This is a genomic window from Aquimarina discodermiae, assembly GCF_040786235.1.
In the GTDB taxonomy this organism is placed as follows: domain Bacteria; phylum Bacteroidota; class Bacteroidia; order Flavobacteriales; family Flavobacteriaceae; genus Aquimarina.
The window spans coordinates 108,980-122,332 of record NZ_JBFMKP010000007.1; the positions used below are offsets into that span (position 1 = coordinate 108,980).

The window sequence follows — 13,353 nt, forward strand, 5'->3', positions numbered from 1 at the left end:
TATTAACATTCGCCATTTTCGCTTGGTCTTCCCGGTGCTGTTGGATTACATACACTAAAACTTTTTATCGGTTGACAAGTGGGCACACATGAACCATGAGCTCTACCATTCACTTGTTGTAATTGAAGATTTGAAATCTTCATTCTCTAATATTCAATTTTCTTGATTTGTTATTTTTCATAATGTTGATTCTAATTATTATATATTATTATAAATCAAAATACATGGCTAAAGGCAAACATACTTCTATGGCCTATTATAAAGCAAAACATGTATAAGGAAATTCCTGAATTTCGACTAATATTCGAGAATTTTAAGTGTTTTTAAGAAAGCTAACCAGATCTACTTATTTAATCTAAAGAATAAATAATATAATAATTACTATTTTCTTTATTTGTTATTTAAAGATTTACATCATATTCTCGAATTCCTACTAAAACTTAAAGTGAATAGACAGCGTACCTTTTCCGTTCTTTAAGGTATAAAATATCTCAATGCTAATCTAAAGGAGTGATTTTTCAAAGTAAAATGAAGAAAAATCGTATCGAGACTAAGTTTTATTTCCGAACTCCTTGTTTTAGATACAAAATTCTTAACAGAATGCTATTTTGAAGCCCAGAATTAGCTAAAAACTTATTCTTACTGTGCCATAACTTAAAAAGAGGATCTAACAACAGCCTGAAAGTGTATTTATTAAGATTTAGTAATCAAAAGAATACTTACTAAAACTATTATCAATAACAATGCTATTAATACTTATATTTTCTGACATGTTATTAGAACTCTCTTTTATATTTTACTTTGTATAAAAAGATCTTCTAACAATAACAAACTATTTGTTTTCTGATCTATTCAAAATACATCATCCTCTGCTATATAAGCAGAACATTGATACAATTTTTCCTTATTAAATATTTCCTGGTTGCCCAGTTTGGCCTGGTGTACCTTGAGCACCATAAACACGTTGCCCGTGTGTTATTGCTTGATGAGTTGCCCCACCTGCCGCAGCACCTGTAGTACTAAAGTAGGCTGTAGCCGCTCTACCGCCACCTGCCAAAGCGCTAAAACCAGAACTTACTGCTCCTGCTACCATACTTCCTCCTAGCCCAGCTGCAGTTATGCTTCCGCCAGTAAAAGCTTGCGTAACCATGTAACCAACTGCTCCTACAGCAGCCCCGAAAACAAAATTACCAAAAGCACCATTAACTTCTTCAATTTCTTTTACTTCTAAATCTCTCATTGTTATAATTTTTTGATTATTAATAATTATCAAAGCGCTTTGATGAAAGCAAACATAACCTAAGAAAACTTGTGATTGCAAGGGTTTACACCGAGTATTCAGGAATTTCGAGCGATATTCCGGAATCTGGATTGTTTAAGGAGAATTTGATAAAACTATTTTTTACGTCTTATTCCCCTACCATGCTAAAGACAAACATAATTCTATAAGCCATTATAAAACAAAACAGGTATAAAGGAACTCCTGAATTTTGACTAATCTTCAAGAAAATACACCTACCACACTCACTATAATCAATATAGCAAGAGTATACACCCAAAATAATAAAGGTCTTAGTAAAAGTACATCTCCTAAAAGACGTTGGGTAGTATTCTCTATTGCTTCTTTTCTAAAAAAGGATGAACTCATATAATAAAAATTGATTTAAAACAACCTGATGCTAAAAAATGCATCAGGTATCGTTCTTTAAATTACAAACTGTCCTAACGGAGCATTGGTGGCCACCCTTCAGGAAAAGGACTTTTCCATGAACAATATGAACCTCCAGGTTGACCCGGTAATCCAGGTAATTGTGGCATTCCTGGAATGCAAATACCACCATTTACAGCTACTATTTCTTTTATTTCTAAATTTCTCATTTTGAATTGTTTTTAATAATTATTATTGAGGTTGTCCGGATTGACCTGGTAAATGTCTAAAAGGAACCGAATATCCTTGCCTCTTTGTTTTTGCAACATCTGATGGTCTGGAACCACCATCACTCCCAAAAAAACTGTTAGGTACACTTCCTCTATCAGGATTTGAGGTATATCCCCCATTTACCAATTCTGCTTCCTTTATTTCTAAATTTCTCATTTTCCTAATTTCTTAAAGGTTATTAATTATTGTGGTTGACCATCATTACCAGATGATGAAGGGCGACCTGTACTATTAGCCGTAACTGTAGTTGCTGCAATTGCCACTCCTATACCAAATGCAACACCTAGTCCAACAACACCACCATTAACTTCCTGAATTTCTTTTATTTCTAAATTTCTCATTTCGTTTAACTTTTTAAATGTTAATAATTACAATGGTTGACCATCTTGTCCTGGCGGTATACATCTAGATCTACTTTGATTCGTTTTACAATCTGGAAAACAAGAAGTTGCCGCTCCCCCTCTTATGGTATTCATTTCTAAATTGGATATCTGAATCTTTTTAAGAGTTAACTTATTTCTTTTCATGATTTTTAAATTGAATTCTGTTTATATTCCCATAAACCATACAAGCTTATGGGAATGTATTTTATATTTAAATAAGCAACCTTTTACTGAGGTTGACCGTCATTACCTGGGCTACAACTTGCTCCTATACTAGCTGCACTTGCAGCAATAGCAGCTTGTGAAACGAATAGAGATGCTCCTCCTGTAGCTGGAGACAATCCCACACTTGCAAGTGAGAATGCCAAACTGGCAATAGCTAATCCGCACCCAAGGCTCATACCTCCATTTACTTCTTTAACCTCTTTTAATTCTAAATTTCTCATTTTGTTTTGTTTTAATTTTAAAAATTGAACTTTTATTGTTTTGTCCTTGCGCATCGACAGTGACAAACCTACGCTCACAGACTATCATAAAACAAAACATGTATTAGTAAATTCCTGAATTTTGACTAATATTCAGGAATTTTGAAGGATTTAAATTTTCAGTAAAAGATTACGCTAAAAATACTGCTGAAAAACCGGGATTAGTTCGACCATATGTTTTCAACATATAGGTCGATATTTTAGAATTTCGATAGTTATTTGGTAATTAAAAGACAAAATGAATGTTTCGAAAAGATTTTTATCATATCGTATATTGATATTTGCATCGTAAACATCTTCAAAATTATGATTCCATTCCTATTTCCTAATTATATCTATCATATGATTAAAAATTTGTTTTAGGAACCTTTTATTCACTTAACATTTTTTAATATTTTTAACGCTTTTCCAGAACTCATAATCATCCTTTTATAGTGGACAATATTTTTTCAACTATGCTCCTCTCAAATACTATGAACAAATCATGTACTTCATTTATGCTTTTTATAGGGTTATTTTTTTTTATAGCTACAAATGCACAAAATCAAGTGGATTCTTTACCAGATAAAAGTTATAAAGAATTAAAAGACATGTATTATAAATATGTGAAAGAAGATTCGATACTATCAAAAAAGATATTAAGAACCTATCTTAAAAAAGCTAAAAAAGTAAAAGATACTTTTAGGATTGCAGAAGGATATATGTTAAACTATTACAATGTTTTTAAGTTTCCTAATATATCCTATTTTGATAGTGTCATCAATATGACCCAAAACAATCCCTCAAAAAAATATCCTGCCTATGCCCATTTTAGAAGAGCACAATATTTCTTATACCTAGAAAGGGATATAGAAAAAACTATCAATGATTTAAAACAAGCCAAATCATACAGTAATCATTATAACAATAACATTCTATCCAATAGAATAGATTATTTAATGGCTATTGTGCGTAGCGAACATCTGGGTGAAAAAAAAGAAGCGATACCTATTTTAAAAAAATGTGCCAAGTTTTATGCTTCTTTGGATAATCAAATGGGTAAATACAATCAGCTAAATGCATTATCTGTAATTGCGGGAACCTTTATTTCATTACAACAAAATGATTCTGCTCAATATTACAGTAAACTAGGGTATGACATTGCTAATCGTTATACAGACAAGGGGCTTAATACAATGAAATACTTTTTTATACTTAAAGAAGGAATTAATCAATATCATTTTAAAAATTATACGGTTGCAATAGATAGTATTAGAAAAGCATTACCCCAAATGATTAAATATGAAGAGACCAATGCAATTATTGATAGCTATTTTTATCTGGCTAAGTCTTACTATGCGATTGATCATAAAGAAAAAGCATTATTAAATTTCGAAAAGACCGATTCTATATTAGAAATATTAAAATCTATCCCTAAGTATGAATATGTAAAGACCTATGAATATTTAAAAAACCACTATGCCACAACGGGTAATATTGAAAGACAAGTTCTTTATTTAAACAAATTGAATACCGTTTTAGATAACTATCTTAATGATAAAGTATTTATAAGTAAAAAAGTCAAAGAAGACTATGATATTCCTTTTCTATTAGAAGAACAAAAAGCGATTATAAAAAAATTGGGTATAAAAAACAGCAACTATATTTATGGTATTGCGGTTTTATTTATTGCTTTACTAGTCTTAGGAATCTTTGCTTTTTATCAAAACAGAAAAAAACGATTATATCGAATACGTTTTGAGGAACTTATAAATACACCACCTACTGTTGCTACTAAAAACCAAAAGGAACAACCTCCTGTTATTGATTCTGATATAGAAATTAAAGTACCCCCTAAGCATGTTAATCATATTTTGGAAAAATTAGATGAATTCGAAAAAGATCATCGATACCTTCATCAAGGGATTAGTATTCAATCTATAGCTGATGGCATGAACACTAATGTAAAATATCTATCCCAGGTTATTAATTATTATAAAAAGAAAAAATTTACAAGCTATATCAATGAGTTACGTATTGCGTATGCCGTAAAAGAATTAAAAAATAATACTACACTTAGAAAATATACCATAAAAGCTATTGCAAACGAAATGGGCTATAGCACTACCGAGACTTTTACCAGCGCCTTTTATAGACAAGTGGGTATTAAGCTATCCTATTATATTAAAGAATTAGAAAAGAGTAAAAATCAAAATATTTGATCCTAAAATGTCCCAACACTCAAGAATTTCTATATTTCTAAATTGTATTTACTTTCTAACTGTACTATTTTATCCATTAGGATCCTATAAACTAAAAAAAGATGTAAGAAGATTTATTGCTCTTTTCTAAAAAAAACAACTAAAAATAAACACTTTACAAAATACCAAATATCAAAATTCCGGAATTTTGATAACCAGTAGGGTTTCTTATACATTCATCCAGATGTTTTTTTGATAGCTTGCAACTTCGAAATAATTAAAAAACACATCTAATGGAAAAACAAAAAAAAACGATTAAAAAATTATCCTTAACGAAACTAAAAATCTCTAAACTAGATTTAAAACATGTTTTTGGGGGTCATCAATCAGGTAATCCAAAAAATTCGCACTGTCGACCTGGTCAAGGTAATGGTAATGGTAACGATGGCCAAAATGGTTAAGAAACTAATAACCATTTACTTTTTTATGAACTAAAACATCCTGTAATTTGAGTACAAGGTTTTAAACCGATTTGGAGTCCAATAAAAAGTCAAAGTTCCTAAATTTTGATAACTAGTTGGGTTTCTTTTAAATCTATCCAGATGTTTTTAGGATAGATTACGACTCTAAAAATTAATTAAATAAACGCATAAAATGGAGAAACAAAAATTTACTATCAAAAAATTATCTTTTACAAAAGCAAAAATTTCTAAACTAGACCAAAAACATGTTTTGGGAGGTCATCAAAACTCAGGTGAGCCAGGTTCACACTGTCCTAATCCTAAAGATAATCATCCAAATGGTAACGATGGTCAAAACGGTTAAGAAACTAATAATCAAGTTTTTTTTATAAACTACCCTGCAATTAATTTGCAGGGTTTATACCTTATTGAGACTTATAAGAATTCGATAATAAAAAGAATGTTATACTAACTAACGTTTTCTAAAATTCTAAGAAATCAATAAACATTCATCCCATTTCATTTCAGCAGAGGTTAAATAAGAAATGATGGTCAGTCCAATTCCTGCAACACCTTCTAGCAAACTTACCTCGGGAATCCATTTTTCTTTTGATCCATGCCATGCGGCATATCCAGCAAACCCATCTTTTACTGTGGCCATTTGCAAGGTCTCTTGTGCCCAAAAATCTGCTGCCGACTTAAACAAAGAATCTCCTGTTTTTTTATATAAATAATTATAAATATTCAGAATCCCGCATGCGCCATGGCATAGTCCTGCATCAACAACTGAAGCTTCTTCTTTATCCCTTCTTTTTGTGGTCTTCTTGAGTATTGCTAAGGATTCTTTATATAATTGCTCATCTTTTAACGTTTCGGCAACACGTAATAAGAAGATCCCAATGCCCAAATCACCATAGCACCAGGCTAATCTCGAGTTAAAATCATCAACCGCTTCTGATACAATCCAATTGGGGAATGTCGAGGTTAAAGAGGTATCCTTATAAAACCCATACCCCATTGCGCCATGTAAAAAATCAAAATTATCCTCTTGTATATCTGCTCTTATCGCTTCTAGCAAATGTCCATCAACACTATGCGATAGAAAATCTTCATCTAGCTCTACAAAATCCTCTTCTCTAAGAATTTCTAATACCCAATACGCACCTGCAATTCCTTTACAAAATGTTGGATAATTAAAACCACTATTAATATATTCTACCATTTTTGTAATGGTTTCTATACCTTTATCGGCATGAATATCATCATCCAAGAACTTAGAATAGTAAAACTGAAACAATGCTACTCCAGAAGTATCTGACAATACTCCTATTTCTTTATTTTTAGAAGTTTCCCGATCCAAAACCTCACTATTTCTTTTAACTTTTTTCTAAACTGACTTTCCAGATTCATGTATATATATTATTCTTTAATTTTCTTTTTGAATGTCCGCAATACATACTAACTCATTACTGTCAACTTGTTTCAGGTTCTTGTTATAAGTTGTTATTTATGAATGTAATAAGATTTCGAAATAAATTCGGAATGACATTGAAAATATCATTAGTACACAAAACGGATAATCGTTATTTATTAATCATTTATGTAATAAAAATAAAACTTACACCAATATCTTATGGTATACACCAGTCGAAATTCTAGAATCTCTGCTATAATTTCTTAACTATTTTTAATGTTTAAAATCACATCTAAAACTACCGATTGGAGAACCGTCTGGAATCTTGGGAGAAGGAGAAACTATGGGTCTTTCTGGTTTTTTTTAGATATTTTTGAATTTTATCTTTATCCATTATTTTTTAGCATTGGTGCTAACGGTCTAGTATAAGAATAGTAGCGGATTTTTACTCACTAACTTTTCAGTTAAACACAGGCCTTTTTTATATTTACTTACTTTTGTTCTAGCGATTAAACCGCTATTATTTTTAGCATTGTTACCTGCTGGCTTTTTCACTATTTCAATTTGGCTTCATATTTTATCAATGAATTCCAAATAGAGACTACTTCTGGCCAAAAATTATCATCGAAATCCGAGTCTGTATTAATTAAAAGTATTTTGCCTGTTTCAGTTTTTGGATTGAAATACATAGCGGTCATAACCCCTGGGTCTGAACCATTGTGACCAATTACATTTTCTTTTATTTTTATAAACTCTTTACTAAACTCCATAAAAATTCCAAATTCTTCACCAGTTTCTACATTTGGAAATCTTTGCTTTTTAAATAGTTTTGCGTAACTACCTTTGCTTAAAAGATAGCCTTCCCCTTTATAACCTTTCATTAATTCTGTTAAAAACAATCCTAAATCATTATTTGAAGTTATAAAGCCTCCATCTGCATAAGTAATTAAAGAATACTCAGCTATAAGCTTATCTTTGTTTGCAAATAATCTCGAACGTTTTGTGGTGTCAATATCTTTTGAAGACCAGCCAGAAGATGTCATTTTTAGAGGTTTTAATATATAATCCTTTGTAAAAGATTGGTAATCTTGTCCAGTTGCAAATTCAATAATCTGGGCGCAGAGAGCAGCCCCAATATTTGAATACTCTCTTACTTTCCCCGGTTCTGTATTGGCAAAGATTTCTTTAGTATACCATTTCCCGTTTTCGGTAAGGCTATTTTCGATAAATTCAACAAGTGAAATTTTATTTTCGGGTAGACTAAACCAATCATACACACCTTCATTGTCGTTATGTTCAGATTTTTCTAAAACATACGATTTCACATACACTTCGTCAACATCAATTATTGAAGAAGAATGGTAAGCAAGATGTTTAATCAAAATTGGTTTATCAGGATAATTAGGATTTATGATTTTAAAAGGAAGATATTTATTTATTGGTTCATTTAAATCTAATTTTCCCAATTCTTGTGCTTTTAAGAGTGAAATTCCTATCAAAGTCTTAGAAATTGAAGCAATATTCTGTGTTGTGTTTGGTGTATACTTTTTCGTTAACTCTATATCTGTATATCCAAATCCATTTTCGTAAATCAAACCTTTGTCATCAACTATTGATACAGAAAATCCAATAATAGCATCTTTCTCAAAAGCTGATTCTAAATCTTTAGTTAAAGAATCATTTATTATAGTATAATAGTCTTTTTCTTGTGTTTTACTTGTTTCTTTATTTTGCCTACACGATAATACTATTGTTGATAATATTAAGATTGATACTATACTTTTCATCTATTACTTTGAGTTAAATTTAATCTATGTCGTTTTTTTAGCTTACAGGTAACGGCTCTGGCTATGAGCAGTTGCGTGGTTTAGCACTTAACTTTACAAGTACACACCAAGTTGAAAATTCCTGCGGAATTTACAAAGCAGGCGAGAACAAGCAATTACTTATAGCCAGTGTGCCTGTTGCACAAGTTAACAAAAATACAAGATTGATTTAACTCTTTGTGTTAGTATTAGTTTTTATCTTGATCTATCCAAGGCAAGAAAATATATCAAGAGAAGCTTTTTACAGATTTTAAGCTTAGTAATCGAGTTGGAAAAGAAAATTTTTATCGCCGCTTAAAAGAGGCATTGGACTTAGATTTTTATACCATCAAACAAAAAAATACTATGGTCGTTCGGGTCAAAAGAGTATTGATCCTGTAGTTTTCTTTAAATTATGTTTAGTGGGGTATTTAGAGAATATCATCAGTGAAGGTGATTATTACACTTGTACAAATCAAGAGAAAATACCTTTTAAAAAGGTATTCAAAGATTATCGTACTCAGACCTTAAAGAAAGAATATCGAAGCAATGTAAAGGATGTCCTTTGGCTGCTAATTGTTTAGGTATAGGATGCATTGTTAGATGCTGATTTGGCAATCCATTTTTTTACATAGTCTTGCTAATCATCTGATATATCTCCCTGTAAATAACGTGTTAAAACGGTAATATTTGGTCTTCTTCTTCGCTATTCATAGGGTACATTAAAACCGATTCTAAGAGTAGTAAATTATTAATACATTATTATTTAGTATCTCTGTAAATCGTATTTCTACAGTAACGTAATAAAACGTTTTTTTATTAGAATGTTATTTCTTTTTCTACGAGTTGATATCCCGCAAAGACCCCATAACCATTTTCTCCTTCTATATTTGTAGGTGCAATAACGGCTTCTGCAAAAGGGTCTCCATCATTAAATTCATTTAAAAAAGTGGCCCGTAAGGCTTCATACAGTATTTTTTCGGTATTGGTTACTTTAATCTTTAATACAGGATCAGGTAATGCATCACTTGCTAAAGTAAAAAATCCATCGGCTGTGATTATAGAATTTTCCCTTCCTACATCTGTTGCAAACTGCTTTAACTCAAATTCTACATTTTCTATTGATTCACTAGGTGTTGTATTTTGCCCAAACGATTGAATTACAGTTGCTCCTACTATGTAAAAATTAGTTTGATCCTTGATATCCTCTATAGTAACTTTTAAGGAACGGTTTCCATTATAGTCATTAGACTTAACTTGTACTTTATGCTCTATTTTTTCTATAAATGTTGTAGGTATATTACAAGACGATTTATACTCTTTACCATTAACCATCGCTTTTAAGAAATACTTCTTACCAGGTATAATTTCCATTTCACTAGCAGGGCCTTCATAACTCATAGAATCTTCTACATAATTAAGTTCTAATTCATTAGCATTTTCATCGGCTATAACAACCGTAGCATCTTTTATTACCAAATCATTAATAGGTGTTGTACTTGCTCTTGGTTTTGATTTCGAAACTTGTACTTTTAAAGTAGTGATTTGTGGTGATAAATATCCGTTAATAACCACCAATTCTGCTTTGTTTAACAAATCACTCGAATCTACACCTGTCTCACAACCTATTAACCAAATACTTATTAGTAATATTACTATATTTTGAAAATATTTCATTTGTATCTTTTTATTGTTTTTTATTTTTCTTTTACCGTTTTATTTTTACTATTTTAAAACTTATAGTTATAATTAATTGATGGAATAAATTGTAGAATAGATACTTTTGTAAGCTTGGCCTTATCAAAGTAATAATAAAAAGGATTCTTTCTTCCATAAATATTATATACCGAAAATCCCCAGGTACGTTCTCTTCTCTGCGAAAATTGTTTATGAAATTGTACTCCTAAATCCAAACGATGATAACTCTCTCCTCTAAAATTATTTCGCTCTGTTGTAAAGGGAGTTCCTCCTGTTAAATCTGGAAAAGTTATAGGAAAATTATTTGTACTAGAGATTGATTCGGTATCAGGAAGATTAAAATTATTACCTGTTGAATATATCCATGTTCCTGAAAAAGTAACACGATCATTAGGCTTATATATTCCTACCAAAGAGACATCATGTCGTCTATCATATTTTGAAAAGAATTTATTACCCTGATTCAATTCATCAAATTGTCTTTCTGACCAAGATAATGTGTATCCCAACCAGCCAGTTAACTTTCCTGTTTTTTTTCGTAACAATAACTCTGCTCCACAGGCCCATCCTTGACCCGTCGTAATATTTTCTTCCCAATTAATTTCTTTTCCTGTTCCCAAATCTTCTAACAATAAGAAAGAAGCTCCTTCTTTATAAGTAATGACATCATCCATTTTTTTATAATACCCTTCTAAAGTGATAGCATATCCATCCTCCATAAAATCTTTGGCCACACCCAATGCATATTGCTCAGAAACCTGTGGTTTTAATTGATCTGTAGAAGATACCCACAGATCTGTAGGCAATCCAATTCCTGAATTAGAAAGCAGATGAATGTATTGATTCATTTTGGCATAAGAAGCTTTTAATGCTAAGTCTGGCTTTACATTCCATGAAATTGCTGTTCTTGGTTCCCAATTGAGGTAATTTGTTGATTTAAATTGAAAGTGTGTTAATCTAAGCCCAGGAGATACCCTTAATGTATTTGTAATTTTCCAATCATCTTCTACATATACAGCACTCTCAAAAGATTCTATTTTCTGAGTAATACTGGTATCTGCTGCTCCTGTCTCACTTACTTTGGATTGTTTTGGTACAAAATTATGATAAGTTGATGCTATCCCTAATCGTATAGAATGCTTAGGACTTGGATAGTAATCAAAATCTGTCTTAATACCATAATCATTGATCTTAGAATTCGTCTTTAAATTAAATAACTCATCATTAAATTTTTCATCCAACTTAATTCCAAAATTGTAGTTACTAAAAATCAAAGAAGTGTTTGAAAAAAACTTATCACTAAACTGGTGGTTCCATCTTAAAGTAGATGTAATATTACCCCAAAACAACTTTGTATTAAAGGTATCATTGGTTTCTTTTTCAACTAAACTAAATTTATCCTGGCCAAAATAATTACTCCAATACAGTTTATTCTTTTCGTTAATAACATGATGTATTTTAAAGTTAAGATCCATAAAATAATACCCCGCTTTAAGGTCTGATTTTTGAAATGGCTTGGTTAACAAATCTGCATACGTTCTTCGTCCACCAAATATAAAAGAGGTTTTTCCTTTACTAATAGGCCCTTCTAATAACAATGAAGAAGAGATTAATCCCACATTTACCTTACCCGTTAATCGTTCTTTGTTTCCGTTTTTTGTATCTATTTTTAATACGGAGGATAATCTACCGCCAAATCTTGCAGGAAACCCTCCTTTAAAAGTTTCTATAGATTTTATCGCATCTCCATTAAAAACAGAAAAAATCCCAAAAAGATGGTTCGAATTATATACGGGTGCTTCATCCAAAATAATCAGGTTTTGATCTGGGGTCCCTCCTCTTACAAAAAAACCGGCACTTCCTTCATTACCACGTTGTATACCAGGCATTAATTGTAATGCTTTTATAACATCTTTTTCTCCTAAAATAGCTGGAATATCTTCAATCTCTGAAGGTTTAATTGTTACAACACTCATTTGAGTCACCTGACTCTCATTTACTCCTCTATCTACCTCTATAATTACTTCATCAAGACTTTCGGTTTCCAGATCCAATTCAATGTTTAAAACCAAATCACTCCTAAGTTCGGTTTTTTTACGAATCGTTTTATACCCAACATAAGAAATTAAAAGCTCATAGGCCCCTTCAGGAATTGTTAGTGAAAAGAATCCGTAGTCATTAGTGGAAGCCCCCACTCCACTATCTGGAATATAAATTGACACGGAAGGTAGATATTCTTGACTTCCGGATTCTTTTACGTACCCACTAATTGTATATTTATTTAATCTATTTTCTTGGCTAAACACATTGTTACATCCAATGAGTACGCTTAAGAAGGCAAAAAATATTTGTCTTGTTTTCAATTTTAGAAATATTAAATTGTTATTTGTTTTAAAAATCAGTGAAGGACAAAATGATACTATCGAAATATCACAATGTTATTCTTTGGATCCATAATCGCTGAAGTCTTTGATAGTAGTAGATATTATCTATACTTTCTGAAATCCATTGTTCGACAAATGCTTCTTCTTTAAATGTTGTTTTATTAGAAAAGTATCTAATCAAGGTATAATCCAAGTTAATTTGATTTCTTTCTTTCATATAAAATTGTGTTTTTGGAGTGAATCAATACCTCTTATCATAATCTGAGGGATATACCAAAGATTACTTATGATAACCTATAAAGCTCATAGTAAAATAACTAGTGATATTTTTAAACTAATTTCACCAATAAGTGGTATGATTTTTTCCGTTACTATTTATATGACGGATGAGAAAGGTGTTACACGTAACTAAAAAAGAAAAAAAAAATTAAAACTTATAAAAACATTAGAATTACACTCCACAAAATTGATATATCCAGAGATCTAATTTCTTTTAATACCGTCTAAATATGTGCTTCTACGGTTCTCTTGCTTATATTAAGTTCGTCTGCTATCTCGTGATTCGTTTTACCTTCGAACCTACTTAATAAAAAAAATTAACTTT

General features: G+C 31.0%; 17 protein-coding genes and 1 pseudogene. 4 read left to right on the forward strand and 14 right to left on the reverse strand.

Annotated elements, in window-relative coordinates; genetic code table 11:
- Positions 1-2: 2 nt before the first annotated feature.
- The 8 genes from ABW636_RS06110 to ABW636_RS06145 all read right to left on the reverse strand — a co-directional run bounded on the left by ABW636_RS06110 (position 3) and on the right by ABW636_RS06145 (position 2,768).
- Positions 3-143 (reverse strand): hypothetical protein, encoded by a 141-nt coding sequence (locus ABW636_RS06110; protein ID WP_367589073.1) that lies wholly within the window; start codon positions 141-143, stop codon positions 3-5.
- A 764-nt stretch (positions 144-907) separates the two neighbouring features.
- On the reverse strand, positions 908-1,240 hold the full coding sequence (locus tag ABW636_RS06115; RefSeq protein WP_367589074.1) for a hypothetical protein: 333 nt from the start codon (positions 1,238-1,240) through the stop codon (positions 908-910).
- Positions 1,241-1,501: 261 nt separating this feature from the next.
- Positions 1,502-1,648 carry a hypothetical protein gene (locus ABW636_RS06120; protein ID WP_367589075.1) on the reverse strand — a complete coding sequence of 49 codons (147 nt, stop codon included), beginning with the start codon at positions 1,646-1,648 and terminating at the stop codon, positions 1,502-1,504.
- A 74-nt stretch (positions 1,649-1,722) separates the two neighbouring features.
- Positions 1,723-1,878: a hypothetical protein gene (locus ABW636_RS06125; protein ID WP_367589076.1), complete on the reverse strand. Its 156-nt coding sequence runs from the start codon at positions 1,876-1,878 to the stop codon at positions 1,723-1,725.
- 22 nt (positions 1,879-1,900) lie between these two features.
- Positions 1,901-2,095 carry a hypothetical protein gene (locus tag ABW636_RS06130; protein ID WP_367589077.1) on the reverse strand — a complete coding sequence of 65 codons (195 nt, stop codon included), beginning with the start codon at positions 2,093-2,095 and terminating at the stop codon, positions 1,901-1,903.
- 26 nt (positions 2,096-2,121) lie between these two features.
- The gene (locus ABW636_RS06135; RefSeq protein WP_367589078.1) at positions 2,122-2,280 is read right to left on the reverse strand and encodes a hypothetical protein; all 159 of its coding nucleotides are present in this window, start codon (positions 2,278-2,280) and stop codon (positions 2,122-2,124) included.
- Positions 2,281-2,307: 27 nt separating this feature from the next.
- Entirely contained in the window at positions 2,308-2,466 is a 159-nt protein-coding gene (locus ABW636_RS06140; protein ID WP_367589079.1) for a hypothetical protein, read from the reverse strand.
- A gap of 83 nt (positions 2,467-2,549) precedes the next feature.
- Positions 2,550-2,768 (reverse strand): hypothetical protein, encoded by a 219-nt coding sequence (locus ABW636_RS06145; RefSeq protein WP_367589080.1) that lies wholly within the window; start codon positions 2,766-2,768, stop codon positions 2,550-2,552.
- A 512-nt stretch (positions 2,769-3,280) separates the two neighbouring features.
- On the opposite strand from ABW636_RS06145, the gene ABW636_RS06150 reads away from it, so the two are divergent.
- The 3 genes from ABW636_RS06150 (at position 3,281) to ABW636_RS06160 (ending at position 5,812) form a co-directional block, all read left to right on the forward strand.
- Positions 3,281-5,008, forward strand: coding sequence for a helix-turn-helix domain-containing protein (locus ABW636_RS06150; protein ID WP_367589081.1), 1,728 nt, complete (start codon positions 3,281-3,283; stop codon positions 5,006-5,008).
- A gap of 272 nt (positions 5,009-5,280) precedes the next feature.
- Positions 5,281-5,448 carry a hypothetical protein gene (locus tag ABW636_RS06155; protein ID WP_367589082.1) on the forward strand — a complete coding sequence of 56 codons (168 nt, stop codon included), beginning with the start codon at positions 5,281-5,283 and terminating at the stop codon, positions 5,446-5,448.
- A 193-nt stretch (positions 5,449-5,641) separates the two neighbouring features.
- Entirely contained in the window at positions 5,642-5,812 is a 171-nt protein-coding gene (locus tag ABW636_RS06160; protein ID WP_367589083.1) for a hypothetical protein, read from the forward strand.
- Between the two features lie 126 nt (positions 5,813-5,938).
- Here the strand turns inward: ABW636_RS06160 and ABW636_RS06165 are convergent, their stop codons facing one another.
- Both ABW636_RS06165 and ABW636_RS06170 read right to left on the reverse strand, forming a co-directional pair.
- A complete protein-coding gene (locus ABW636_RS06165; RefSeq protein ID WP_367589084.1) occupies positions 5,939-6,808 on the reverse strand; it encodes a lanthionine synthetase LanC family protein in 870 nt (289 codons plus the stop codon).
- 608 nt (positions 6,809-7,416) lie between these two features.
- Complete coding sequence (locus ABW636_RS06170; protein ID WP_367589085.1) at positions 7,417-8,649, reverse strand: serine hydrolase domain-containing protein; 1,233 nt, start codon at positions 8,647-8,649, stop codon at positions 7,417-7,419.
- A gap of 246 nt (positions 8,650-8,895) precedes the next feature.
- On the opposite strand from ABW636_RS06170, the pseudogene ABW636_RS22560 reads away from it, so the two are divergent.
- A pseudogene (locus tag ABW636_RS22560) lies at positions 8,896-9,119 on the forward strand (transposase); the annotation flags it as partial.
- Between the two features lie 367 nt (positions 9,120-9,486).
- On the opposite strand, the gene ABW636_RS06175 reads toward ABW636_RS22560, so the two are convergent.
- From ABW636_RS06175 to ABW636_RS06190, 4 genes are all read right to left on the reverse strand, one after another.
- Positions 9,487-10,344 carry a DUF4249 family protein gene (locus ABW636_RS06175; protein ID WP_367589086.1) on the reverse strand — a complete coding sequence of 286 codons (858 nt, stop codon included), beginning with the start codon at positions 10,342-10,344 and terminating at the stop codon, positions 9,487-9,489.
- A gap of 53 nt (positions 10,345-10,397) precedes the next feature.
- Positions 10,398-12,728 (reverse strand): TonB-dependent receptor, encoded by a 2,331-nt coding sequence (locus tag ABW636_RS06180; protein ID WP_367589087.1) that lies wholly within the window; start codon positions 12,726-12,728, stop codon positions 10,398-10,400.
- Positions 12,729-12,795: 67 nt separating this feature from the next.
- Positions 12,796-12,966 (reverse strand): hypothetical protein, encoded by a 171-nt coding sequence (locus tag ABW636_RS06185; protein ID WP_367589088.1) that lies wholly within the window; start codon positions 12,964-12,966, stop codon positions 12,796-12,798.
- Positions 12,967-13,252: 286 nt separating this feature from the next.
- Positions 13,253-13,303 (reverse strand): hypothetical protein, encoded by a 51-nt coding sequence (locus ABW636_RS06190; protein WP_445012680.1) that lies wholly within the window; start codon positions 13,301-13,303, stop codon positions 13,253-13,255.
- Positions 13,304-13,353 lie beyond the last annotated feature (50 nt).